We start from the raw sequence: 24,901 nt of genomic DNA on the forward strand, positions 1-24,901 counted from the left end.
CGCGCCGCTCCAACCCCAGCGCCTTACGAAGCTCGGCGGCTGAAATCAGCCGCCGACACCGCTCACGATGCCGCGCATCGGCCTGCCTCGCACGTCTCCTCAGCGCAGTTACGGTTGATCCGTCGCCGGGCCGGCCGGGGGCGATCCAGCGGTGTCCGCGGCGGCGGCGCGCGTCATCGGGATTCGGGCGACCGCCAGGACGGCAACGGCGCAGATGGCGATCATGACCAGCCAGGCGATGGCGATGCCGAGGCTCATCAGCCAGGTGAGCAGGAGCGGGGCGACCGCGCCGCCGACGCTCCAGGACAGTTGGTACGCGGCCATGTAGCGGCCGGTGGCGCCGGGGGGCGACAGCTCCGACAGCAGGGTGTTCAGGACCGGGTCCTGGGCCATCTCGGCGATGGTGAACACCACCAGGGCCAGGAACATCCCCGGGATGACCAGCCAGCCGGGGGCCGCGGCCATCAGCCACATCAGGCCGAACGACGCGCCCCACAACACGGCGGCCAGGCGCAGCACGGTGGCGTGGCTCAGGCCGCCGGCGGCGCGGGTGGTGACGGTTTGGGTGGTCGACACCAGGATCGTGTTCACCGTGAACAGCGCGCCGCCCACCCACGCGGGCTGGTGCAGTTCGGTGGTGACGTAGACGACCAGCAGGACCGTCAGCACGTTGGCGCACATGACAAACGCCAGGTTCACCCCGGTGACGGCGGCCAGGGCCCGGTCGCGCAGGAGCTGGCGGTAGCCGCCGAAGGGGTTGGTGGCGCCCTGCCTGGCAGTGGCGGCGGTGCCGACGACGTCCGGGTGCCGCCAGCGCACGACCAGGATCGCGGCGACGACGAAACTGACCGCGTTCAGCCCGGCGAAAGCCAGGTAGACCCACTTGCTGCCCAGGCCGATGGCGACCGCGCCGATCAGGCCGCCCAGGCCGAAGCCCGCGTTACGCGTCATCGACTGCAGGGCGAACCAGCTCGTCCGCCGCTCCGGTTCGATGACCGTGCCGACGAGGGTGCGGATCGCCGTCCAGAACGTGCTCTGCCCGACCCCGGCCACGAACGTCACCACGATCACCGACCACGCCGCGTCGGCGAAGAGGTAGCCGACGAAGGCGGACGCGCCCAGGAGGTTGCCCCAGATGAGGACGCGGCGGGCGCCGTAACGGTCGATGAGCGGGCCGACGACGATCGACATCGGGATGGCGAGCAGCCGCGCCACGGTGAGGCAGGCGCCGACCACGGTGAGCGGGAGCGTTGTGGTGTAGAGGAAGTACACGACGCCGAAGGGCATGAACAGGCCGGTGCCGACGCTGTCGACGGCCAGCGCGGCGACCAGGCCGCCGTGGCCGCGGATCGACGGCAGGGCCAGGCGGTCCGCCAGGGATCGGGTCATGGGTTTTCCTCGTGTGGTCGCTCGGGCGGTGGCTGCTTGATCGGGTGGAGTGGCTCCGGGCGGCCGGGAAGGGCGGCATCCCGCGGCCCGCACAAGGTCACGATCACCCCTCCTCTCCGTAAAGCCACTTCACCCGATCGATCATTTTTGTGCTATGGAAACAACTTCCGGCTGGAAACTCCTCCTAGGCCCGCTACACCACCGCCGGTGTGTAGTGCGCGGCGTCGTCGCCTTCCAGCAGGTAACTCTTCTTGCCGTCCAGGCCCACCGGGACGTCCCCGGCGATGGTGACCCGGTGCAGCATCCTGGGCTGGTCGTCGTAGTCGTCCGGGCCGTAGTGCTGGGTGTTGCGGTTGTCGAACAGCACGAGGTCACCAGGGTTCCACTTGATCCGCAACACGTTCTCCGGGCGGGAGATGTAGCGCTGCAGCATGTCCAGGACGGCCCGGGACTCGCTCATCGAGAGGCCGGCCACCTGCTGGGCGAAGCTGCTGATGAACAGCCCGGGCTCCCCCGACTCCGGGTGCACGCGCACCACCGGGTGAGCCGTCTTGTAGATCGTCGACAGGAACATCTTGCGGTACTCGTCCGCGCGATCGGTCTCCAGCAGCGGCTGCCCGGCGTCGTTGGTGTGCACCGCCCACAGCTTGTCCGCGAACTCCCGCAGGTCGCGGGGGAGGTCGAGGTACGCCGTCGCCTGGTTGGCGATGAGCGTGTTGCCGCCGTACGCGGGGATGACGATGCCGCGCAGGGTGCTGGCCTTCGGCGGGGTGCGCACGAACGTGCAGTCGGTGTGCCAGTGGTTGGCCCGGTGGTCCTCCCCGTCGATCGGGAGCACCTCGGGCTGTCCCTCCACCGACGGCACACCGGTCGGGTGCGCCTTGGTCAGCGCGCCGAAGCGGGCCGCGAAAGCCAGCTGGCTCTCGTCGTCGAGGTCGGCGCCGCGGAAGACCAGGGCCTTGTGCTGCAACAGCGCGGAGTTGAGGTCGGTGATGACGTCGGCGGGCAGTTCGGCGCCCAGGTCGACACCGACGACCTCCGCGCCGATGCGACCGCCGATGCGGATGACGTCGAAACCTGACACGGCTGGGGTCCTTTCTGTGGCGAGTCTGCCCGACCATGCTCGACGCGCGGGTATCCCCGCGTCGTGGGCCGGGCGTCCTGCGCGCACTGGGATCACGCGCGGGCACCCCGCAGCGCCGCCGCGCCCGCTTCCTCCAGCAGCATCAGGTCGCAGGACACCGTCGCGAAGGTGAAGCCCGCGGCGAGCCGCTTGGCCGCGGTGTCCGCGTCCGGGCAGTGCACGCCCCCGGCGATCCCGGCGGCAGCGGCGGCCGCGGCGACGGTCGCCAGTGCATCGTCGAGCCGGTCGGCGATGGCCGGGTCGCCGAAACCCGCGCCGCCCAACGCCAGCGACAGGTCGAACGGGCCGACCAGCACGCCGTCGAGGCCTTCCACCGCGCAGATCGCCTCGATGTCCGCCAGCGCCTCGGCAGTCTCGACCATCACGACGCACCCGACCCTGGCGTTGGCTTCGGCCGGGGTGCCCGCCGCGCGCGGCACCGGGCGCATCGGGCCGTAGCTGCGCTCGCCCACCGGGACGTACCGGCACGCGCGAACCGCGCGTTCGGCCTCGGCGGCGCTGTCGACCATCGGGACGACCACCGCCTCGGCGCCGAGGTCGAGCGCCCGGCCGATGGTCGCCGCGTCGTTGCCGGGCACCCGGACCAGGCCCGCGCCCGCGCCGCGGGCGGCGATGTGGGTCAGCATCGTCAGCCAGGACCGCTCGTCGACCAGTCCGTGCTGGCCGTCGACCAGGAGGAAGTCGAAACCCAGTCCTGCCAGCGATTCCGCGCCGATCGGGTTGTCGGTGACGAGCCAGGTGCCGATCAGCGGCCGCCGTTCGCGCAGGGCCGCGGCGAAGCCGGTCATGCCGATTCCCCCAATGACTCCCACATCGACAGGTAACGCTCGCCGGTGTCCGGGAAGACCGTGACCACGGTGCGCCCGGCGAACTCCGGCCGTCGCGCCACCGCCCGCGCGGCGTACGCGGCGGCACCGGCGGAGACGCCGGCGAAGACGCCCGCCGTGGCGGCCAGCTCCTTAGTGGACAGACCGGCGTCCTCATCGGACACCGTGATGATCTCGTCGATGCAGGCCACATCGGTGACCTCGGCGACGAAACCGGGGCCGATGCCCGGGATCCGGTGCGGGCTGTGCTCGCCGCCGGAGAGCACCGGCGAGGTGGCCGGCTCCACGGCGACCACGTGCACCTCGCGCCGTTCCTTGAGGTAGTGCGCGATCCCGGTCAGCGTCCCGCCGGTGCCGACCGTGCACACCAGCGCGTCGACCGCGCCGCCGGTCGCCTCCCACACCTCCGGCCCGGTGCTCTCGTAGTGCGCCACCGTGTTGACCGGGTTGAACGCCTGGTTGACCAGCCACGCCCCCGGGATCGACGCGGTGACCGCCTCGGCCCGCGCGATGGTGCCCGGCAGGCCTTCCTGGTACGGGGTCTGCACGATCTCGGCGCCGAACGCCCTGGCGATGCCGAGCCGCTCGACGGTAGCGTTGTCCGGCATCACGAGCACGTAGCGGTGCCCGCGTGAGGCGCACAGCCCGGCGAGCGCGATGCCCATGTTGCCCGAGGAGTACTCCACCACCGTGCCGCCCGCCGGGTCGAGCAGCCCGGTGCGCTCGGCCTCGAGCAGCATGTACAGCGCGGGGCGGTCCTTCACGCTGGACATCGGGTTGAACATCTCCAGCTTGGCCAGCAGCCGGGTGTCCGCCGGTACGTCCGGATAGGACAGCCGGACCATCGGCGTGCGGCCGACCAGGTCCTCGACTCGGGTGGCGACTCTGCGCTCGGGCGCGCGGTCATCGGGCATGTCCGGTCCCCTCGGTCATGCCCGCCAGGCGCGCCCGGCGGGCCGTGGGTTCTGCGGTGCCGTCGCCCAGTTTCAGCGCGCCGAGGAACCAGTCCTCGAGCAGCCCCATCCGCCGGACGCTCTCCGCGCGGGTGGGCGCGGCGATCACGAAGGTCACCAGGAAGTCGGCCGCGTAGGCGGCCGCCTCGAGCACCTGGCCCTCCCGGATGAACAGGTTCTGCTTGAGCACCCAGTCGAACGGCGGCTCGCCGGGCAGCGCCAGCACGGTGCCCGGCCGCTTGAGCAGGGCGAGCTGGCCGGTCAGCGTGGCCGGGGTGAGCCGCGGCGCGCCGGGGGTGAACGGCAGCGGGAGCCCGATCTGGGCGCGGATCCAGGCCTCGGTGGGGTCGAGGCCGAATAGCGCGCGCTGGATGTCGCGCTGCGCGGCGCCACCGGTGCGGCAGGCGATCTCGCCGAGCACCAGCCGGTCGTCGGGGGTGTGGAAGATCTCCGCGTGGAAGGCGAAGTCGCGCGGCGCGGGCAGCGCGGCGATCGAGCGGTCGGCGACGTCGAGCAGCCGGGGTGTCAGCGGGTCGCCGGCGTCGAGGGTGACGTCGTAGCGGCCCTTGAGGTCGCCCTGGAAGACCGCCAGCGCGTAGAGGTACTGCGACGGCCAGGCGTAGACGACCCGGCCGTCGATCACCAGACCGTCCACATGGCACATCGTGTCCGAGATGTAGTTCTCCACCATGAGGTTGCTGCGCCCGGTGCCGTGCAGGTCGCCGTCGTCGGCCAGGAAGCCGTCGAGCGCCTCCTGGGTCCGCAGGATCCGCACGCCGAACGACCCGGCCCCGTCGCGCGGCTTCACCACCACCGGGAAGCCGTGATTCTGGGCGAAGGTGATCAGGTCGAGCGCGCACTCCAGCACCTGGTACTCGGCCACCTCGACCCCGGCCGCGCGCACGGTGTCCTTCATCAATGGCTTGTCGCGGAAGGGAAACACGCTGTCGAAGCGCTGGCCGGGCAGGTCGAGAATCTCGCGTAGCCGGGCGGCCCGCTCCAGGTCCTGTTCCTGGGGCGCGATCACGTACCGCACGCCGTGTTCCCGGGCCAGCTGCAGCGCCCTGGCCTCGACACCGCCGCCCGCCTGGTAATCGCTGACGGCCTCCACGTGCGTGTAGCCGCTCTCCGGTCCGGGGAGCTCCTCGCCGAGCAGCTCGAGGTGCTCGCGGGAGGCCAGCAGGATCAGGCCGCCGTCGTAGTCGGAAAGCCAGCGGTCATACGGAGCGTCGCGCAGCGAGCCGCGCAGGTGCAGGATGAGCACGGTCATCCGGTCGCCTCCTGGTCCTCGGTGGGCAGTCCGGCCTGGCCGCGGGCGGCGGCCCGGGCCCCGTCGCGGGCCCAGGTGTCCACCGCGTCGACCAGCACCCCGTCATCGGAGCCGGCGACCTCGGCCACCGGCGGGCCGCCCGGCTCGGTGAGCGCGGCGAACGCGGCTCGCACGGCGGAGGCCGCGGCCGGCGCGGCGGTGGCCACGTCGGCCAGGGTGTAGCGCACGGTCTGGGCCGGCGCGCCCGCCTCGGCCAGCAGGTCGGGGGCGTAGCGCAAGTCCGGGGAAAACGCGGCGGCGGTGAACGCGGCGATCTCCGCCTCGCTGCCGAGCCGGGCGACCGTCGGCCAGCCCTCGGCCCGGCGGGACCGCACGCGCAGCGGGTAGCCCCAGCGGTGGGCGTACCAGAACAGGTCGGCGGCCCGGTCGACCGGGCCGCAGGCGACGGTGGGCACGCCCGCCCGGGACAGCAGCCCGCGCTGGGTGAGCAGGTCGACGCAGGCGATGGCGGCCGCGCGCCCCGGCCCCGGGAGCCCGAGGTGGTCGCGCAGGGCACCGGCGCGGACGGCGTCGGCGGGCGAGAGCGCGACGACGGCGGTGACCGGGAGGGTCAGCGCGGCCTGCTCCACCGTGCCCGCGGTGGCGTAGTCGGGGAACGTCCGTACCTCGGCGAACCCGTCGGCGCCCGGTTCGGCGCGGCCGGTGAACAGCACCAGGTCGTCTTCGGCGTCCCACAGCCAGTCCCGGTAGGGCGGCAGCGCGCCGGTGGACCGGTCCAGGATGAGCGTGGTCACGACCGCTCCTCGATGGTGACGGCCACCGCGTCGGCGATCAGCTCGGCGCACCGGCGGGCGGCGGCGTAGGAGTCCACACCGGACACCGCGACCAGCCCGAGCCGGTCGAAGTCGTCGCGCAGCGGACCGACCCGGTCGCCCACCTTGACGTAGGTCTCGGCGGCGATGACGTCCGGGCGGGCACGCAGTTCGTCCACACCGGACAGTCCGGTGACCACGCCGGCCGGGCCGTGCAGGAAGCGCACCGCGGCGCCGCCGGACGGGACCGGCCGCTCGGTGAGCTCCGGCACCAGCCCGAACGGCCAGCCCAGCGCGTAGGAGACCAGATCGACGCCGTACGCGGACTCGACCAGGTCCATGATCCGGTCACCGCCGCCGCGGTTGTGCCCCTCGATGACCACCGGGCCGTCCGGGCCGAGCCGGATCTCGGTGTGGCTCGGCCCGTCGCGCAGGCCGATCACGTCGAGGAAGTCGGTGGTGACCGCGACGATCTCGGCCTCCACGTCGGCGTCCACCCTGGCGGGCACGGTGTGGCCGAGTTCGGCGAAGTGGTCGGGCTCGATGTCCTTCTCGGTCACCGCGACCACCACGTGCCGGCCCGCGAAGCTGAACGACTCGACGCTGAACTCCGGGCCGTCGACGAACTGCTCCATGATGAACCCGTCGATGGTGAACAGCGCGGCGGGGCCGCGGTCGAGACCGCTCACCCGGGTCGCGGCGATCCAGGCCCACAGTTCCGCGGCGTCCTCGGGGCCGTCCACCCGCCGGACGCCGAAGCCGCCCGCGGTGTCGGTGGGCTTGACGATGAACGGGTACCCGTGGCCGGCGCCGAAGGTCCGCAGGCTCTCCTCATCGCGCACCAGGTCGAACCCGGTGGTGAACTTGAAACCGTTGGCCCGCAGGTGTTCGCGCATGGCGGCCTTGTCCAGCAGCAGGTGGCTCACCGCGTAGCCGGTGCCGCCGAGTCCGTAGGCGTCGTTGACCCGGCCCGCGGCCTCCAGGCCCGGGTCGGTCAGCGACAGCGCGGCGGCGAAGCCCCAGCGCTCGCGGGCGAACGCGGCCAGCGGTCCGGTGACGGACCAGTCGGTGTACTCGACCAGGAACAGCACGTCGGCCAGCCGCGCCTGCTCCGGTTCGAACTTGCTCTTGTGCTGCACCAGGACCACGTCCAGGCCCAGCGCCTTGGCCTTGCGCACGGCCTCGGTCGGGTGCCCGATGAGCAGCAGGGTGCGGTTCGGGTTCACAATCGGCTCCTCGCGGTCGATGGCACGGACTCCACGGTGCCGGAGCGCGGTCCACCCGTCGTGGGCCACCGATCCCGGCCGGGCTGGGATTTCAGCCCGCGGGCAGGCCGGCCAGCAGGTCGGTCTCGGTGATCCCCGGCCCCTGGCCCGCGCGGACGTACCACTCGGTGCCGAAGGCGAAGCGGAACACCTCGTCCGGCATGGCCAGGAAGACCGAGCGCTCGCCGATCTGGCTGGCGTGCGCGCGCAGGGCGCGGCGCTTCTGGCCGGTGTACTCGCGGACGTCGACCGCCGCGGTGATCTCCGCCTCCGGCTTGCCGAAGGCCTCGTCGTCGCGGGTCTCGCCGCCGGCGCGGCCGGGCACCTCGGCGCCCGCGGCGGCGCGGGCGGCGAAAGCCTTGCGCCCCTTGCGCATCCGGTCCCGGTTGACGGTCTGCTGGTAGACCCGCGCGGTCCCGGCGAGCTCGGCGGCGCGCAGGCCCACCCGGTGGACCTGAACGTGGTCGGGGTGCCCGTAGCCGCCGTGGTCGTCGTAGACGGTCAGCACCTCGGCCGACTCCTCGCGCAGGAGCACCGCCAGCCGCTCGGCCGCCTCGTCGACCGGGGCGGCGGCGAACGCGCGGGGGTGTGTGTTGGCGGGGTCGCCCGCCATGCCGGAATCGCGGTAGCCCAGGAACTCCACGCGGTGCACCCCGAGGACGCGCGCGGCCGCCTCGGTCTCGGCGACCCGGCGCCGCCACAGCGGCTCGCCCTCGGCCAGCACGCCGGGCACGGCCTCGCCCAGTTCACCGCGGGTGGCCACGACGAGCACGACCCGGTGGCCCTCGGCCGCGGCCCGGGCCAGCGTGCCGCCACAGCCGATGCTCTCGTCGTCGGGGTGGGCGTGGAAGGACAGCAGGGTGGCCACGGCTCAGCCCGCCTGCACCGAGCCCAGGCCCGCCACCTCGTCGAGCGGGTCGCGCCGGCCGCGGCTGAGATCGGACACCGTGCCCTCGCCCGCCGAGCCCTGGGCGGCGAGCAGGTAGCCGCGGCGCCAGACCGTGCAGATGGCCAGCCCGAGCGGCCGGATCCGCCGGCGCAGCCGCATGATCTGCAGGTCGAGCGCGTTGCGCTGCTCGGCGTTGCCGGGCAGGCAGTCCTGCAGCACCTCGCGCGGGACCAGCACGCCGAAGTCCTGGGCCAGCCGGGCCAGCACGCCGGTGCCGACCGGGGAGATCGCCACCGCGCGGCCGCCGTAGCGCAGCACCCCGCCCGCCTCGACGTGCGGGACGGCGTGCACGTCGGCCCGGGCGCGCAGCGCGGCGATCCGGGCCACCAGGTCGGCCTTGCTGACCGGCGGGCGGACCCAGTCCTCCTTGACGTCGGCGGTGATCGGGGGCTCGGCCTTGCCCTCCAGCACGAGCAGGCGCAGCGCGCCCTCCTCGCGGTACCGGTCGAGCACGCTCGCCTCGGCCGGCCAGCGCACCAGCTTCACGTCCTCCACTTGCACCGACACCCTCGACCACTCCCTCGCTCCGGACGGTCCCGTATCACGATTCACTGTACTCAATCATTCCATGGCCGCATCATTCATCCGTAGGAATCTTTTTTGCCCGCTATCATTCACCGATGGTGACTTCGGGTTACCATCAGCACGTGGTAGAGAAGACGACCGAGGTCCCGGCGACGCCCGGCACCGCGCGCCCCCACCAGCGCGGCGGTGCCACCTTCCTGCTCACCCAGCTGGGCACGCACGCGGCGGACCGGTTCGCCGCCCGCACCGCGGAGCTGGGCGTGAGCCCGCCGCAGATCGGGCTGCTCTGGTGGCTGCGGCAGTCCCCCGGGCAGAGCCAGCAGGCGCTGGCCCGGCAGTTCAACATCCAGCCCAGCCGGGTGGTCACCTTCGTCGACGAGCTGGAAGAGCAGGGGCTGGCCGTGCGCGGCAAGGACCCGTACGACCGGCGGGTGCGCACCGTCTCGCTCACCGAGCGCGGCGAGCGGACGATCGACGCGGTCGGGCGGGCGATGGGCGAGCACGAGGACGAGATCACCGCGCCGCTCTCCGCCGACGAGCGGCAGGTGCTGGTCGAACTGCTGGGCCGGCTCGCCGAGCACGCCGAGCTCGGCTCCGGCGTGCACCCCGGCTACCGCAACCTCTCCCCCAAGCACGGCCGCTGACCCTCAGCGCGGCGAGTCGCGCAGCGGCTTGGCGTTGGTCGCGCCCGCCTCGCTACCCGCTTTCGCCGCGGCCTCGCCGTCCGGCTTCCCGCCCGGTCCGCCGGGGCGCTGGGCCCGGCCCGCGCGCAGCAGCGCGAGCGCGGGCAGCACGGCCAGCGCGGCGGCGGCCAGCGGCAGCCAGAACGTCTCGGCGAACGCCGTCGCCAGACCGGGCCGGGCCGACGGCGCCGGCTGGCGGCCCAGCACCTCACCACCGCCGGGCACCAGCGCGGCCGCGCGGGACTGCAGGAACACCGCGAACAGCGCGGTGCCGAGCAGGCCGCCGATCCGCTGCACGATGTTGAGCACCGCCGTGGCGCCCGCCATCGCCTCGCGGCGCAGCGTGCGGTAAGCCGAGGACATCGCCGGGGTGATCGTCAGGCCGACGCCGAGCCCGACCACGAACAGCGCGGCCGACAGCACCACGTAGTCGGAGTCGAGGTCGTCGCGCACGAAGGCCAGGTAGCCGACCGCCATCAGGACCGCGCCGACCAGCACCGAGATGCCCGCCTTGCCCCGGTCGACCAGCCGGCCGCCGAGCTGCATCGACAACGCGGCGCCCACGCCCTGTGGCGCGGTCAGCAGGCCGGCCACGAGCGCGGGTTCACCGCGCAGGGTCTGGTAGTACAGCGGGAGCACGAACATCGCGCCGATCATCGACGCGCCGGAGAGGACGTTGACCAGGTTCGCGGCGGTGAACGAGCCGTCGGTGAACAGCTTGAGGTCCAGCAGCGGCGCCTCGGCTCGCAGGGCGTGCGCGATGAACGCCAGCAGCAGCACCGCGCCGAGGGCGAGCGCGATCGGCACCGTGACCGGCGTCGGCCCTGGCGAGACCATTGTGGACAGTCCGTAGACCAGCAGCGCCAGGCTGGGCGAGAGCAGCGCGAGACCCAGCAGGTCGACCTTGCGGCCGGCGCGGCCGGGGGTGTGCTCGATGAGCTTCATCGACAGCGGCAGCGCGATCAGCCCGATCGGGACGTTGATGAAGAAGATCCACCGCCAGGAGAACGAGTCGATCAGCGCGCCGCCGACCACCGGGCCCAGGATCGGGCCGAGCAGCAGCGGGATGCCGACCAGGCTCATCACCCGGCCGATCCGCTCGCGCCCGGCTGTGCTCGCCAGCAGCGCCTGCCCCGCGGGCAGCACCATGCCGCCGCCGAGCCCCTGCAGGACCCGGAACACGATCAGGCTCTCCACCGACCAGGACAGCCCGCAGAGCACCGAGCCGACCAGGAACAGCACCAGCGAGAACAGCCACAGCCGCTTCCCGCCGAAGCGCTCGGCGGCCCAGCCGGTCAGCGGGATCACCGCGGCGAGCGCGAGCAGGTAGGCGCTGGAGACCCACTGGATCGTCGACAGCGGCGCGTTGAACTGCTCGCCGAGCGCCCGGATGGCGACGCTGACGATCGTGGTGTCGAGCACCGTCATGATCGCGCCGAGGGCGACCACGCCCGCCACCACGAGCACATGGCGCTCCAGTGGCGGTGGCGCGGCCCGGTTGTCAGACATGGGGAACCTTCTCTCCGGTGACGGCGGACGCGACGCGGACGGCGCCTGGGGGTGTGCACAGCCCGCGACAGCCGCCGCCGACTGGGGGGACGGACGGCGGGAACGGGCCGGGTGGAACGCAGTCCGCGTCGCTGGACTGACGCTACGCAGCGCGATCGCCGGTGCGCACCACGCACATCGCCAGTCCCGCGACCGGTAGACTCGACAGTCATGATCCTGGGCCGGTCGCGCGAGCTAGCGGTGATCGGCCGGATGCTCGCCCGGGCGCGCTCGGCGCACGGATCCGGGCTGGTCCTGCGCGGCGAGGCGGGGATCGGGAAGTCCGCGCTGCTGACCGAGGCCGAGGCCTCGGCGGTGGCCGCCGGGATCCGGGTCCTGCGGGTGGTCGGCGTCGAGTCCGAGTCCACCCTCACCTACGCCGCGCTGCACCAGCTGCTGCTCCCGGTGCGCGAGCGGGTCGACCGGCTGCCCGGCCCGCAGGCCGACGCGCTGCGCACCGCGTTCGGGATCGCCGCCGGGCCGCCGACGCAGCCGTTCCTGGTCTCGGTCGCCGCGCTGACCCTGCTGTCCGACCTGGCGATGGAGACACCGCTGCTGATCGCGATCGACGACGCGCAGTGGTGCGACGCGGCGTCGCTGGACGCCTTCGCGTTCGTGGCGCGCCGGCTGGAGGCGGAGTCGATCGCACTGCTGCTGGCCATCCGGGACGGCGCCGGCCGTGATGTCGACGCCGCCGGGCTGGCCGAGTTGCGGCTGCGCGGCCTCGACGACGCCACGGCCGCGGAGCTGCTGGGTGACCGGGTCTCCCCCACGCTGCTGCCCGCGCTGGTGGGCAGCACGGGCGGTAATCCGCTCGCGCTGGTCGAGCTCGCCGACCGGCTGGGCGAGGCCGAAGAGCTGCCGCTGGCGGACCGGCTGGAACAGGCGTTCCTCGAGCGGGTGCGCCGGATCGGGCCGGACGCGGCGACGCTGCTGGTGGCCGCGGCCGCCGGGACCAGCGGGATCGCGGCGGTCGAGCGGGCGGCGGCGTACCTGGGGGTCGACCCGGCCGTGCTGCACTCTCCCGCGGTCGCCGACGTGCTTCGGTTCGAGGACGACGGGCTGGCCTTCCGGCACCCGTTGATGCTTTCGGCGGTGTACGGGTCGGCGCCGCCGGACGCGCTGCGCGCCGTGCACGACGCGCTGGCCCGGGCGCTGGCCGACGACCCCGAGCACGCCGAGCGGCGGACCTGGCACCGGGCGAAGGCGAGCGCGGGCCCGGACGAGGAGGTCGCCGCCGAACTGGAGCGGGCGGCGGGTGAAGCGCTGCACCGCTCGGGCTACCTCGCGGCGGCCGCGGCGATGGAGCGCGCGGCCGAGCTGACCGGCGAACCCGGCGAGCGGGCCCGGCGGTTGACCGGTGCGGCCGACGCCGCGTGGCGCGGCGGCGACACGACCGGGACGCTCGGCCTGCTGGACCGTGTGCACGCCGCGGGCCGGGTCGGGCTGGAGGCCCGCTATCTGCGCGGGTCGGTCGAACTGCGGGCGGGCTCGCCCGCCGAGGCGGTGGCGATCCTGGTGCCCGCGGCGCGCGACGCGGTGGCTGTCGACCCGGCGCTGGCGTTGCGGATCCTTTTGCTGGCAAGGGAAGCGGTGTTCACCGCGGCGCAGCCGGAGGCGATGGACGCGCTGGGGCAGACCCTGCGGCTGCTCCCGGACCTGGACCGGCCCGCCGACCGGCTGGTGGCCTTCCTGCTCGGGGCGTTCCTGCAGCCGCGCGCGGACGCCGAGCAGGCCGGCTCGGTCGCCGCCGCGCTCACCGAGGTCGAGGCCTCCGCGGACCCGGAGCTGCTGCTCGCGGCGGGCGGAATGGCTTGGGCGGTGGGCGAATACGGGCTCTCGACGCGGTTGCGCGGCCGCGCGGTCGCCCGGGCCCGGGCCATGGGCGCGGCCGGGACGCTGGCGCTGACGCTGGAGTACATCGTCCCGGACGAGATCAGCCGCGGCGACTACGCCGCCGCCGAAGCGCTGGCCGACGAGGGCCTGCGGCTGGCCGAGGAGACCGGGCGGCGCAACAGCGCGAGCCTGCACCTGGCCCTGCTCAGCACGGCGACCGGCCTGCGCGGCAAGGAGGCCGAGGCGGGGCGGATGGCCGAGCAGGCGCTGTCGGAGGCCGTCACCCGCAGGCTGGTGAAGGTGGCCGACGTGGCGCAGCGGTCGCTGGGGCTGCTGGCGCTGGCGGGGCGAAGACCGGAGGACGCGCTGGTGGCGTTCGAGAAGCTGGACGGTTCGGGCCTGGTGCCCGGCAGCCCGGTGATGGCGGTGAGCGCGGCGCCCGACCACATCGAGGCCGCCGTCCGCGCGGGCACCCCGGCGGTCGGCGAACGGCTGGTGGGGCGGTACCTGACGTGGGCCCGGGCGGTGGGCTCGGCCGAGCTGGGCGCGCTGGCCGCGCGGAGCCAGGCGTTGCTGGCGGGCTCGGCGGTGGAGGCGGAGAAGCACTACGCGGAGGCCTTGCGCCTGCACGCGCTGGCCGACCGCCCGTTCGACCACGCCCGGACGGAGCTGCTGTACGGGGAGTTCCTGCGCCGGGACCGGCAGCGGGCGCGGGCCCGGGGCTACCTGCGCTCCGCGATGGACGCCTTCACCCGGCTGGGCACGCCGGTGTGGGCGGAACGGGCCCGCACGGAGCTGCGCGCGGCGGGCGAGACGGTGGGCGGGGCGGCCCCGGGGCTGACCGAAGGCCTTACGCCCCAAGAACTCCAGGTCGCCCGCGCGGTGGCGCGCGGGGACACCAACCGCGAGGTGGCCGCAGAGCTGTTCATCAGCCCCCGCACGGTGGACTACCACCTTCGCAAGGTGTTCCGGAAGCTCGGCATCTCCTCGCGCCGCGACCTGATGAAGCTGGACCTCGGCGCGGAGTCCCGGTGACCGGTCGGGCGGGCCGGTGGCCGCGCCCGACCGGGTGCGTCACAGGTCCGCGGTGGGCGTGACGCGATCGGTGTGGATCAGCGCGTCGAACCAGTCGCGGGGGGTGCCGCCGGTCAGCCAGTACTGGTCGGCCGGGATGTCGGGGGCGGCCACCGAGCCGATGACCCGGGAGCGGGACTCGGTGTCCAGCCACGACCGCACCACGGGCGGTGCTTCCCCGGTCAGCGCGACCAGGTACGCCGGGTGGCCGACCAGCCCCAGCGGGGTCTCGGCGAAGTCGGCCGGCTGCGCGGGGGCCGGCACCACCCGGCGCTGGAACGGCGGGAGCCCCCAGCCGGAGACGACCTCGCCCCCGGTGAAGGTCAGCCCCAGCGAGACGTAGGCCGCGCCGAAGTGCTCGCTCAGGTGGTGGCCGGTCGGGACGAAGGTGATGATTCCCTTGGGGGGAATGGAGATCGTCACCTCCGGGGAGCGGACGCTGTGCGCCGTGGTGGACCAGTAGGCGATGCGGTGGCCGGTGTGCTCGTGCCACCAGCGCAGGTTGTCGGCCATGAAGCGGTCGCGGTAGCCGTCCTCGACCACGTGGTGGGTGTAGTGCTCGTAGAAGCCGGCGATCTGCCGGGTGTGCTGCACCGCCAGGTCGTGCGTCTGGTCGCCGGCGGTGCGCGGCAACGCCGTCACCAGTTCCAGCGCGGCTCGCGCGTGGGCGACCAGCGCCTCCTTGTCCTTGGCCTGGGTGAAGAACCAGCGCACGTGGTCGGGGCCGGCCGGGCGGATCGGGCCGAAGTGGGCCGCCAGCTCGGCGACCCGGTCCGGCGCGACCCGGCTGACGTGGTCGGCCACCAGGTCGTACACCGGCGCCCGGGTGTCGATCACCCCCACCCCGACGAACCGGACCCGTTCGGCGGCGGTCGCGTTGTAGGTCCGCAGCCACTCCACAGTGGACCGGGCTTCCCTGGTGCGCCAAGGCATCCCGAAGTCCGCGATCAGCGCGTCCAGGTCGCCCTCGCCACCGCCGATGTACTCGTCCACGGGCAGCGCGACGTCCCAGTCCTCCTCGGTGGCCAGCGTGCGGAAGCCCAGGTCCTCGACCAGGTACCGGACCACCGCCAGGGTGAGGGTGAACTGCTCGTGCGCGCCGTACACCGAGCCGCCGATGCCGACGATCGCGGCGTCGCCGACGATCTCGCGCAGCGGGGCCAGCGCGGGCAGCGCCGCCGCGGCGGAGGTGCCCGGCAGCGGGTGCGCGCGCTCGCTGATCCAGTCGGCGATCTCCTGGTCCTGGCGCGTGGTCATGTCCGTCATCGCTCCCCCTCAGACCAGTACCGTGGTGTAGCCGCCACCCGGGTTCTCCCGCAGCTGCGGGACTTCCCCGCCGACCGCGATCCCCCGGACGCCGGACAGGCCCGGCACCTGGACCGGGACCGACCGGCTCTCGGTCGTGCCGTCGCCCAGCTCGCCGTTGTCGTTGCAGCCCCACGCCCACACCGTGCCGTCGTCGAGGAGCGCGACGCTGTGGCCCGCGTCGCCCGGTTCGGCGTCCGAACCGCCGCCGACCGCGGCGACCGCGACCGCGCCGGTGGGCAGCTCGGTTTCGACCGGCAGCGCGCTGTTCTCGGTGCGGCCGTTGCCGAGCTGGCCCCGGTCGTTGAGGCCGAAGCCGCGCACGGTGCCGTCGAGCAGCAGCGCGAGCGTGTGGTGGTAGCCGCCCGCCAGTGACCGGACGCCGCTCAGCGCGTCGATCTTGGCCGGCGCGGCCCGGTGCGTGGTGGTGCCGTCGCCCAGCTGGCCGCAGTCGTTGAACCCCCAGGCCAGCACCCCGCCGTCGGGGAGCAGCGCGAGGCTCTGCCCGCCGCCCGCGGCCAGCGTGGCGACCTCGGGCAGGCCCTCGACCCTGGCCGGGACGAACCGGACCGGGTAGGTCTTGCCCATGTGCTCCTGGACGGCGTGCCCGGGCTTGACCGCGCCGGCGTCACCGAGCTGGCCGTAGTCGTCACGGCCCCAGGTCCACACCGAGCCGTCCTCGAGCAGCGCCAGGCTGTGGCCGCCGCCCGCGGCCACCTGCGTCGCCCGCCCCGGCAGTCCCTCGACCTGCACCGGCACCGGGCTGATCCGGTGCGCCGAGTCGCCGAGGCAGCCGAAGAAGCCGGCGCCCGCGGCCCAGACCGTGCCGTCGGCCAGCAGGAAGAGCGTGTGCCCGCCGCCGAGGGACACCGACGAGATCGGGCCGGGCACGGCGATCACCGGTGCCGGGCGGTCGCGGTTGTCGGTGCCGCCGGTCGAGGTCTGGCCGAAGATGTTGCGCCCCCAGGAGACCGCGGAACCGTCCTCGAGCACCGCGAGGAGGTGCCCGCTGCCCGCCTCCAGCTGCCGGACCGGGCTTGGAACGTCCACTTCGGACGGCCGGGAGCGGCTGCCGGTGCTGCCGTCGCCGAGCTGGCCGTTGGAGTTGTCCCCCCACGTGAACACGCTCATCGGATCCCCTTCTCACTGTCGGAGTCTTGCTCTTCTTCGCGCGGCCCTTCGTCGCCCCAAGGGCTCACGTCGGCGCGCAACTTGGTGTTGGGCAACAGCAGCGTGAGCACCACCGCGGCCAGCATCACCGGCACACCCGCCAGGAACACCACCCGCAGCGCGTCGGCGAACTGCTCGGCGAGGCCGGCGTGCAGCGCGCGCGGGTCGGTGTAGACGACCCGGTCCGCGCCGTTGATCCGGGCCGCCACCACGGCACCGAACACCGCGGCGCCGACCGACGAGCCGATCGTGCGGAAGAACGCCGCCTGCGCGGTGATCGTGCCCATGTGCTCACGCGGCACGGCGTTCTGCACGGCCACGATCAGCTTGGAGATCACCATGCCCATGCCGATGCCGAGCACCGCCTCCGCTCCCCACACCGCCCAGGTGCCGCTCTCGGCGGTCAGTGTGGAGAACAGGTAGAGGCTGATCGTCATGATGACCGACCCGGCCACCACCACCGGTTTCATCCGGCCCAGCACCGAGGCGATGAGCCAGCCGCTGATCCCGGAGCCGACCATGACCGCGATCATCAGCGGCAGCAGGTTGAGCCCGGCGGTGACCGGGTCCTGGCCCCGCACGACCTGCAGATAGATCGGCAGGAAGAAGTACCCGCCGATGATCGCGACGCCGACCAGGAAGGTGACCGCCATCGCCACGGCGACCTCGCGGCCGCGCAGCAATGCCAGTGGTACCAGCGGTTCCGGCGCGGTGCGCAGGCGCAGGACGAAGAGGACGGCCAGCACCAGGGTGGCGGCGAGGAGCGCGATGGTCGGCATCGACGTCCACTCCCCGCGCACGGTGGCCAGCACGAGCGTCGACACGCCCGCGCTGAGCAGGAGGGCGCCGAGGTAGTCCACGGTGTGGTCGCGGCGGGTGGCGGGCAGCTTGAGCAGGCCCGCCACGGCGATCAGCGCGAGCACGCCGATCGGCACGTTGACCAGGAAGGCCCACCGCCACGACACGTAGGCGGTGAACGCGCCGCCGACCAGCGGCCCGGCCAGCGAGGCCAGCGCGTACATCGCGCCGACCAGCCCCTGGATCTTGCCGATCTGCCGGGGCGGGACGACGCTGGAGCTGATGGTGAACGCCAGCACGACCAGTCCGCCCGCGCCGAGCCCTTGCACGGCGCGGAAAGCGATCATCTGGCCCATGTTCTGGCTCAGCCCCACCAGCAGCGACCCCACGGTGAACACCGCGATGGCCACCAGGTACATCGGCTTCGGGCCGTAGAGGTCGGCGAGCTTGCCGTACAACGCGGTCGACACCGTGGACGTCAGCAGGTACGCGGTGACGACCAGGGCGAAGTCGTCGAGCGAGCCCAGGTTGCCCACGATGGTGGGCAGCACGGTGCCCACGATGGTCTGGTCGAGCGCGGACAGCAGCTGCCCGGACAGCAGGACCACGAGCACGGTCCGCACCTGCCATCGGGTCAGCCCGCCCAAGCGCGCGACGCCGGTCTCGGTCATCGGTTCCCCCTTCATCGGCTCACGCCTCGACCGGCACGGCGGGCGCGCCTTCCACTACCTGGCGCCGCAACTGCTTCTTGTCGACCTTGCCCACGGCCGTGAGCGGCAGCTCGGCGAGCACGGCCAGCCGTTCGGGAATCTTGTACCGGGCCACCCCGCGCGCCGCGAACGCCGCTCGGATCTGGTGCAGGTCAAGGGAATGACCGGGGTGCAGCACCACACAGAGGCCGACCCGCTCGCCGAGGTCGGGGTCCGGGATCGGGATCACAGCGGCCCGGCGGACGGCGGGCAGCTCCAGTGCCAGGTCCTCCACCTCGGGCGCGGACACCTTCTCCCCGCCCCGGTTCACCAGGTCCTTGATCCGGGACAGCACCACGAAGTCGCCGCCCGGGGTGAGCTCGACGATGTCGCCCGTGCGGTACCAGCCGTCCGGGGTGAACGCGCGGGCGTTGTGCTCGGGCGCGCGGTAGTAGCCGCGCGGGGTGTAGGGCCCGCGGGTGAGCAGCTCGCCCGCGCGGCCGGGGCCGGCGTCGGCGCCCTCGTCGTCCACGACGCGGCACTCGTCGGCCGGGCTGATCGGCCGGCCCTGGGTGGTCGCGGCGACGTGCGGCGGGTCGTCGAGGCGGGTGTAGTTCAGCAGCCCCTCGGCCATCCCGTACACCTGCTGCACCTGGCAGCCCAGCGCTTCGGCCAGCACCACGGCGAACCCGGCCGGCAGCACCGACCCTCCTATCTGGACGGTCCGCAGGCTGGACAGGTCGTGCCCGGTGGTGCGCGCGGCCTCGGCCCAGCGCAGGCCGATGGCCACGACGAGCGGGCTGGTGGTCACCCGCTCCCGCTCGATGACGGCGAAGGCCACCTCGGGGCGGGGGGACCGGGTGAGCACCACCCGGCCGCCGGCCATCAGGGTGGCGAGCAGGCCGGGCGAGCCGAGCGGGAAGTTGTGCGCCACCGGCAGGGTCACCAGGAACACGGTGTCCTCGCCGAACCCGCAGACCTCACCGCTGCGCCGGGCGTTGTACTCGTAGTCGTCGTGCGTGCGCGGGATGATCTTCGGCGCACCGGTGGTCCCGCCGGAGAGCAGGAACAGCGCCACGTCGTCCGAGCGCACCCGCAGGGCGTCCAGCCGGGCCCGGCGGGCGGCGATGTCACCGCCGGCGACCATCAGGTCCCGCACGGCGTGATGTCCACTGTGGACTTCACCGTCCAGCACGAGCACCCGGCGGCCCGGCGCCTCGGCGGCCAGCTCCGCGGCGAGCGCCTGGTGGGAGAAGCCGCCCACCCGGTCGGGCACGGCGATCGCGCGGACCTCGGCCAGCTCGGCCAGGTAGCCCAGCTCGTGCCTGCGGTGCGCGGGCAGCGCCAGCACCGGAGCGACTCCGATGCGCAGGCAGGCCAGGAAGAACACCACCGACTCGGCGGTGTTCGGCAGCTGGGCCAGCGCGTTGTCCCCGTCGGCAAGGCCGAGCCCGAGCAGCCGCTCGGCGAGCGCGTCGACGGACTCGGCCAGTTCCCGGTAGCTGAACCGCTTCTCCCCGTCGACCACGGCGATCTTGTCCTGATAGGACTCCGCCCAGGTCCACACGTAGTCGCCCAGTGGGCGGCCACGCCAGTAGCCCGCGTCCCGGTAACGCCGCGCGTCCTCCTTCGGCCACGGCACGGTTCCCTCACGCTTCACGGCTGGTCTCCTTCCGGCTCGGGGTGCAACAGGTCACGCAGGTGCACCGCGATCGCCTGGGCCGAGGGCCGGTCCCAGAACAGCGTGGCGGGCAGGCTCACCCCGAACCGGCGCTCCAGCGCGATCCGGATCGACTGGGCCAGCACGGAGTCCACGCCCGCCTCGGCCAGCGCCCCGGCCGGGTCCAGCTCGGCGGCCGGGACCCGCAGCTCGGCGGCGATCACGGCGGCGACCTCGGTGCTGATGTCGGTGCGGCTGACAGTGGTGGGCGCGGCCCCGGAAACCCGGTGGGGGACCGACAGGCGGCGCAGCAGCGGCGGCCGCCGGGTCCCGGGCGCGTCGGCGACCGTGCGCAGGACCGCGACGTGCGCGGCACCCGCCGCCTGGGCCTGGTCCCAGGCGGTGAACGCCTCGGCCGCGGTGATGTCGCCGGTCCCCCGGGCGCGCAGCTCGGCGTCGGTCGCGGCGCTGGCGGTGGACATGCCCAGGCCGTGCCAGGACGTCCAGGCCAGGCTGAGCGTGTCGGCGGCGCCGCGGTGGGTGGCGAACGCGTCGAGGAACGCGTTCGCGGCGGCGTAGGCGGCCTGGCCGGGCAGCCCGAGCAACGGGCCCGCCGAGGAGAACAGCGCCAGGAAGTCGACCGTGCCGGGCGGGAACAGCTCGTGCAGCACCAGCGCGCCCGCGATCTTGGGCCGCATGACCCGGATCAGCGACAGCGCGTCGACCTCGGCCGCGAGCCGGCTGTCGAGCACCCCGGCCGCGTGCACGACGCCCCGGATCGGCGGCAGTCCCAGCTCGCTGCCGGAGAGCAGTTTCGCCTGCAGCCGGTCGGTCAGGTCCATGGCGATCGGCCGCACGGTGACCCCGGCCGCCTCCAGCTCGCGCACACAGGCGATCCGGGCGACCTCCTCGGCGTCGACGGCCTCGTCCCACAGCTCGCGCGGCGGCAGGCCGCGCCGGCCCACCAGGACCAGCCGGCGCGCGCCGCGTTCGACCAGCCGGCGGGCGACTTCACGGCCGAGCGCGCCGAGCCCGCCGGTGATCAGGTACGTGCTGTCCGCCCGGCAGGTCAGCGGGGTCGCCGGGGTGGTGACCGGGACCAGCTCGGGGGTGAGCACCTGGCCTGCGCGCGGGGCGAGCAGGTCGGGGGCCGGGCCGGTGCGGAAGAGGTCGAGCAGGCCGGCCGCGTCGGCGTCCGGGGGCAGGTCGACGAGGCCGCCCCAGAAGTCGGCGTGCTCGCCCGCCAGCACCCTGGCCACGCCCCACAGCGACGAGTGGCTGAGCGCGCCCGGGGTGTCGGCCTCCAGGACTCCCCTGGTCAGGCACCACAGCGAGGGCCGGTGCGCAGGGTCCAGCCGGGCCAGCCGGGCGGCGGCGCGCAACAGCAGCCAGGAGGACTGGAACGCGCTCACCCCGACGTGCGGGCCCGCGCCGGGGGCGACCAGGACGACGGTGCCGGGGGTGAGGTCGCGCAGGTCCTCGGGGTGGGCGGCCCAGCGGGTCGGCACGGCGAACGCGGTGCGCGGCGGCGGGGTCTCGCCGTGCAGGACCACAACCTGGTCGACCTGCGCGGTGCCGGTCAGCTCGGTGCGGACCCAGTCGACGCGGTGGACCAGCTCGCGCGAGCGGGGCTCGGTGACCGGCTCGCCGTAGCGGAGGCCGGTCAGCTCGGCGAAGACCGTGCGGCCGTCGGAGATCTGGATGTCCACTGTGCCCGGTGCGGTGACGCGGGCGGTGACCTCGACTTCGGCGGGCAGGTCGGTGCTGGACACCGCGACCCCGCGGATGTGCGCTGGCATCCGCAGGGCCACGGCAGTTCCGGGGGGCCCGGTGGTCTCGGTGACGGCCGCGAGGGAGAGCGCGGCGTCGAGCGCGGAGACGAACCGGGCGCCGGGGTCGAGCCGGACCCGGGCCCGGCTGCCTTCGCCGCCGCTCTCGAGTTCCGTCAGGCGCCAGGGAAAGCCCATGGCGGCGACGCCGAGTTCGGCGAGCCGGGTGACGACCTGGCCCGGGTCGCCGGGGGTCCCGGAGAGGTCCCGCCGGGGGCCGGGGGTGGCGCGGGCGACGGCCGCGGTGGTGTGGGTGAGCCAGTCGTCGGCGGTGCCGCTGCTCAGCCGCAGGGTGGGTCCGGTGTGGACGACCTGGATCTCGCGGTCCGCCGCGACCGGGACGGGGGTGCGCAGGGTGACGTCGGCCAGCGCGGGACGACCCGAGGCCTTGAGGAAGGTGTTGAGCAGGACCGCGGCGGGCACGATCTCCACGCCGAGCACCGGGTGCCGGCCCGGGTACGGGCGGGTGTCGAGGTCGAGCCGGGTGCGCCAGACCGTGGTCGGGGCCGGGCCGTGGACGGTGTCGCGGCGGCCGAGCAGGTCGTGCCGGGCCGGGTCGTGCCCGGCGGAGTCCGGCCGGTGGCCGGTGAAGGCGACCCGGAGCTCGCGGTGCTGCCACGGGTAGGGCGGCAGGGTGGTGGGACCGCCGTCGGGCTGGGCGGCCGTCCAGTCGACCGGGACGCCCGCACAGTGCAGCTTGCCGAGGTTGGCCAGGAAGGTCGCGCGTTCCGGGCGGCCCCGGCGCAGCGTGTGCGCGACGGTCACCTCGCGGTCGGTCTCGGTGATCGAGTGCGTGAGGACCGGGTGCGGGGAGACCTCGACGAAGAGGTCGTGGCCATCGGCGATCGCGGCCTCGACCGCCTGCCGGAAACGCACCGGCCGGCCGAGGTTGGCCGCCCAGTAGGCGCCGTCGCGGCGGCCGGTTTCGCGGGCGTCGTCGGAAGTGCTGCTGTAGAGCGGAATTTCGGGCACACCGGGCCGCAGGTCGGCGGCGGCGCGGGCGAGGCGGTCAAGCAGCGGGCGCACGTGCGGGCTGTGGAAGGCGATGTCGGCGGCGACCCGGCGGGCCAGGCCCGCCCGGACGAGCGCGTCTACGGCGTCCGGGCCGCCCGCGACCACAGTGGACATCGGTGCGGCGTCGATGGCGGGGAAGACTCCCGGCAGGTCCGCGCAGTCCACGAAGGACCGTGGGACGACGGCCATCGCGCCGGTGCCCGCCACCTCGCGCAGCAGCGCGGACCGGCGGCAGATCAGCCGGGCGCCGTCGGTCTCGGTGAGCGCGCCCGCGACCACGGCGGCGGCGATCTCGCCGACCGAATGGCCGATGACCGCGGCGGGCCGCACACCGTGCCGGGCCCAAACCGCGGCGAGGCCCAGCTGGGCGACGAAAATCGCCATCTGCGTGTCGGGCGTGTCGGCGCCCGCCTCGGCCAGCAGGCGCGCGGGCGGCTTGGCACCCTCCTCGGCGAAGATCGGGGCGAGGCGCTCGAGGGTGCCGGCGAAGGCCGGTTCGGTGCGGGCGAGTTCACCCGCCATGTGCGGCCACTGGGAACCGTGGCCGGAGAAGACGAAGACGGGCGCGGTGTCGCGCGCCTTCACCGGGTCGAGGAAGCCGAGCCGGTCGGCCAGGTCCGCGCGGTCGGTGGCGACCACGGTGGCGCGCCAGGGCAGGTGGTCGCGGCGGTGCGCCAGGGTGTGCGCGATGTCGGCGAGCGGGGCGGTGGACCCGGCGAGCCGGGCGGCGGTGGCGTGGACCGCCTCGGCGGTCGCGGCGGACAGCGCGTAGAGGCGGGGACCGTCCGTTGTGGACTTTTGGTGCCGGGGCCCGCCCTCCAGGACGACGTGCGCGATCGTGCCGCCGTAGCCGTAGCCGGACACCCCGGCCACGCGCGGGCCCGCCCAGGGCATGAGCCGGTCCACGACGCGCAAACCGTTGGTGCGCCAGGGGATGTCGGGGTTGGGGGCGTCGAAGTGCGGCGTCGGCGGGATGGTGCCGTGCCGCAGGGCGAGGATCGCCTTGATCACGCCCGCGACGCCGGACGCGGCCTCCAGGTGCCCGATGTTGCCCTTGACCGAGCCGATCGGGCACGGGTTCCCGGGCCGGCCGTAGACCGCGGCGAGCGCGGCGGCTTCGATCGGGTCGCCGACCCGGGTGCCGGTGCCGTGCGCCTCGACGTAGCCGACCTCGGCCGGGGTGGTGCCCGCCGCGGCGAGGGCGGTGCGCAACAGGTGCTCCTGCGCCTCGGCGCTGGGGGCCATGATGCCGTCGGTGCGGCCGTCCTGGCGCACCGCGCTGCCGCGGATGACCGCGTGCACGCGGTCCCCGTCGCGCAGCGCGTCGTCGAGGCGTTTGAGGACGAGCAGCCCGGCACCCTCGCCCCGCCCGTAACCGTCGGCACCCGCGGCGAACGGCCTGCTGCGGCCGCTGGGCGAAAGCGCGCCCGCGGCGGCCATCACGGCGGTGAGGCCGGGGCCGAGCATGAGCATGACCCCGCCGGTGATCGCGAGCGGGATCTCCCCGGCGCGCAGGGCCTGGCAGGCGAGGTGGATCGCGGTGAGCGACGCCGAGCACGCGGTGTCGACCGCGGCGCTCGGACCGCGCAGGTCCAGCGCGTGCGACACGCGGTTGGGGATGGCGCAGAGCGAGGACCCGATGCCGGAGAAGGCCTCCACCCGGGGCAGGTCGGCCAGCAGCTCACGGCCGTGGTCGTCGCTGTTGACCCCGATGTACACGCCGCTGTCGCCGCCGGCGAGGGTGCCCGCCGGGATGCCCGCGTCGGCCAGCGCCTCCCAGGCGAGTTCGAGGACCACGCGCTGCTGCGGGTCCATCAGGGCGGCCTCGCGCGGCGAGAGGCCGAAGAAGGGGGCGTCGAACCCGTGCACGTCCGGCCGGAACCCGCCCACTGCGGGCACCCGGTCGAGGCCGGCCACGTCGGTCCACCGGCCCGCGGGGAGCTCGCCGGCCGCGTCGCCGCCGGCGCACAACAGGTCCCACAGCTCGTCGGGCGAGTCGACCGGCCCCGGGAACCGGCAGGCCATGCCGACCACGGCGACCGGCGACCCGGGACGGGTGCTGGGCGGTCGGCTCACGCTGGCACCCCTTCCGCACTAGGTTCGGTACGAGAAGGGTTCCGCTCCGGCCATCCCGGCCGAATCCGCCTGCGGTCCCGAAACC

General features: G+C 74.2%; 17 protein-coding genes. 2 read left to right on the forward strand and 15 right to left on the reverse strand.

What is annotated here, in order from left to right; genetic code table 11:
* Positions 1–108: 108 nt before the first annotated feature.
* From OG943_RS24970 to OG943_RS25010, 9 genes are all read right to left on the reverse strand, one after another.
* The gene (locus OG943_RS24970; protein ID WP_328603337.1) at positions 109–1,389 is read right to left on the reverse strand and encodes an MFS transporter; all 1,281 of its coding nucleotides are present in this window, start codon (positions 1,387–1,389) and stop codon (positions 109–111) included.
* A 193-nt stretch (positions 1,390–1,582) separates the two neighbouring features.
* On the reverse strand, positions 1,583–2,473 hold the full coding sequence (locus OG943_RS24975) for a TauD/TfdA dioxygenase family protein (RefSeq protein WP_328603338.1): 891 nt from the start codon (positions 2,471–2,473) through the stop codon (positions 1,583–1,585).
* Between the two features lie 92 nt (positions 2,474–2,565).
* The gene (locus OG943_RS24980; RefSeq protein ID WP_328603339.1) at positions 2,566–3,321 is read right to left on the reverse strand and encodes an HpcH/HpaI aldolase family protein; all 756 of its coding nucleotides are present in this window, start codon (positions 3,319–3,321) and stop codon (positions 2,566–2,568) included.
* Positions 3,318–4,274 (reverse strand): PLP-dependent cysteine synthase family protein, encoded by a 957-nt coding sequence (locus tag OG943_RS24985; RefSeq protein ID WP_328603340.1) that lies wholly within the window; start codon positions 4,272–4,274, stop codon positions 3,318–3,320. Before OG943_RS24985 ends, OG943_RS24980 begins: the two co-directional genes overlap by 4 nt.
* Positions 4,264–5,583: an ATP-grasp domain-containing protein gene (locus OG943_RS24990; RefSeq protein WP_328603341.1), complete on the reverse strand. Its 1,320-nt coding sequence runs from the start codon at positions 5,581–5,583 to the stop codon at positions 4,264–4,266. The genes OG943_RS24985 and OG943_RS24990 overlap by 11 nt, the downstream gene beginning before the upstream one ends.
* Positions 5,580–6,377 (reverse strand): hypothetical protein, encoded by a 798-nt coding sequence (locus OG943_RS24995; protein ID WP_328603342.1) that lies wholly within the window; start codon positions 6,375–6,377, stop codon positions 5,580–5,582. The genes OG943_RS24990 and OG943_RS24995 overlap by 4 nt, the downstream gene beginning before the upstream one ends.
* Entirely contained in the window at positions 6,374–7,621 is a 1,248-nt protein-coding gene (locus tag OG943_RS25000) for an ATP-grasp domain-containing protein (RefSeq protein WP_328603343.1), read from the reverse strand. Before OG943_RS25000 ends, OG943_RS24995 begins: the two co-directional genes overlap by 4 nt.
* A 91-nt stretch (positions 7,622–7,712) precedes the next feature.
* On the reverse strand, positions 7,713–8,528 hold the full coding sequence (locus OG943_RS25005; protein ID WP_328603344.1) for a PIG-L family deacetylase: 816 nt from the start codon (positions 8,526–8,528) through the stop codon (positions 7,713–7,715).
* A 3-nt stretch (positions 8,529–8,531) separates the two neighbouring features.
* Positions 8,532–9,116 (reverse strand): helix-turn-helix domain-containing protein, encoded by a 585-nt coding sequence (locus OG943_RS25010; protein ID WP_328603345.1) that lies wholly within the window; start codon positions 9,114–9,116, stop codon positions 8,532–8,534.
* A gap of 140 nt (positions 9,117–9,256) precedes the next feature.
* On the opposite strand from OG943_RS25010, the gene OG943_RS25015 reads away from it, so the two are divergent.
* The gene (locus OG943_RS25015) at positions 9,257–9,778 is read left to right on the forward strand and encodes a MarR family winged helix-turn-helix transcriptional regulator (protein WP_328603346.1); all 522 of its coding nucleotides are present in this window, start codon (positions 9,257–9,259) and stop codon (positions 9,776–9,778) included.
* A 3-nt stretch (positions 9,779–9,781) separates the two neighbouring features.
* On the opposite strand, the gene OG943_RS25020 is transcribed toward OG943_RS25015, so the two are convergent.
* On the reverse strand, positions 9,782–11,326 hold the full coding sequence (locus OG943_RS25020) for an MDR family MFS transporter (RefSeq protein ID WP_328603347.1): 1,545 nt from the start codon (positions 11,324–11,326) through the stop codon (positions 9,782–9,784).
* 210 nt (positions 11,327–11,536) lie between these two features.
* Here OG943_RS25020 and OG943_RS25025 point away from each other — a divergent pair, with 210 nt between their 5' ends.
* On the forward strand, positions 11,537–14,236 hold the full coding sequence (locus tag OG943_RS25025) for a helix-turn-helix transcriptional regulator (RefSeq protein ID WP_328603348.1): 2,700 nt from the start codon (positions 11,537–11,539) through the stop codon (positions 14,234–14,236).
* A 39-nt stretch (positions 14,237–14,275) separates the two neighbouring features.
* Here OG943_RS25025 and OG943_RS25030 read toward each other — a convergent pair whose 3' ends face one another.
* Genes OG943_RS25030 through OG943_RS25050 form a run of 5 tightly spaced genes read right to left on the reverse strand, consistent with a single transcriptional unit; the run spans position 14,276 to position 24,816 of the window.
* Positions 14,276–15,532 carry an erythromycin esterase family protein gene (locus OG943_RS25030; RefSeq protein ID WP_328603349.1) on the reverse strand — a complete coding sequence of 419 codons (1,257 nt, stop codon included), beginning with the start codon at positions 15,530–15,532 and terminating at the stop codon, positions 14,276–14,278.
* An 18-nt stretch (positions 15,533–15,550) separates the two neighbouring features.
* The gene (locus OG943_RS25035) at positions 15,551–16,711 is read right to left on the reverse strand and encodes an RCC1 domain-containing protein (protein ID WP_328603350.1); all 1,161 of its coding nucleotides are present in this window, start codon (positions 16,709–16,711) and stop codon (positions 15,551–15,553) included.
* Entirely contained in the window at positions 16,708–18,219 is a 1,512-nt protein-coding gene (locus tag OG943_RS25040) for an MDR family MFS transporter (RefSeq protein WP_328603351.1), read from the reverse strand. The genes OG943_RS25035 and OG943_RS25040 overlap by 4 nt, the downstream gene beginning before the upstream one ends.
* A 19-nt stretch (positions 18,220–18,238) precedes the next feature.
* The gene (locus tag OG943_RS25045) at positions 18,239–19,897 is read right to left on the reverse strand and encodes a (2,3-dihydroxybenzoyl)adenylate synthase (protein WP_328603352.1); all 1,659 of its coding nucleotides are present in this window, start codon (positions 19,895–19,897) and stop codon (positions 18,239–18,241) included.
* Positions 19,894–24,816: an SDR family NAD(P)-dependent oxidoreductase gene (locus tag OG943_RS25050; RefSeq protein WP_328603353.1), complete on the reverse strand. Its 4,923-nt coding sequence runs from the start codon at positions 24,814–24,816 to the stop codon at positions 19,894–19,896. Before OG943_RS25050 ends, OG943_RS25045 begins: the two co-directional genes overlap by 4 nt.
* Between the last annotated feature and the right edge of the window lie 85 nt (positions 24,817–24,901).

This window comes from Amycolatopsis sp. NBC_00345 (assembly GCF_036116635.1).
Lineage (GTDB): Bacteria > Actinomycetota > Actinomycetes > Mycobacteriales > Pseudonocardiaceae > Amycolatopsis.

Excerpts from the sequence above, each read along its gene's own strand:
- OG943_RS24970 (WP_328603337.1), bottom strand. The coding sequence starts at position 1,389 with ATGACCCGATCCCTGGCGGACCGCCTGGCCCTGCCGTCGATCCGCGGC.
- OG943_RS24980 (WP_328603339.1), bottom strand. The coding sequence starts at position 3,321 with ATGACCGGCTTCGCCGCGGCCCTGCGCGAACGGCGGCCGCTGATCGGC.
- OG943_RS24985 (WP_328603340.1), bottom strand. The coding sequence starts at position 4,274 with ATGCCCGATGACCGCGCGCCCGAGCGCAGAGTCGCCACCCGAGTCGAG.
- OG943_RS24990 (WP_328603341.1), bottom strand. The coding sequence starts at position 5,583 with ATGACCGTGCTCATCCTGCACCTGCGCGGCTCGCTGCGCGACGCTCCG.
- OG943_RS25020 (WP_328603347.1), bottom strand. The coding sequence starts at position 11,326 with ATGTCTGACAACCGGGCCGCGCCACCGCCACTGGAGCGCCATGTGCTC.
- OG943_RS25025 (WP_328603348.1), top strand. The coding sequence starts at position 11,537 with ATGATCCTGGGCCGGTCGCGCGAGCTAGCGGTGATCGGCCGGATGCTC.
- OG943_RS25030 (WP_328603349.1), bottom strand. The coding sequence starts at position 15,532 with ATGACCACGCGCCAGGACCAGGAGATCGCCGACTGGATCAGCGAGCGC.
- OG943_RS25035 (WP_328603350.1), bottom strand. The coding sequence starts at position 16,711 with ATGAGCGTGTTCACGTGGGGGGACAACTCCAACGGCCAGCTCGGCGAC.
- OG943_RS25040 (WP_328603351.1), bottom strand. The coding sequence starts at position 18,219 with ATGACCGAGACCGGCGTCGCGCGCTTGGGCGGGCTGACCCGATGGCAG.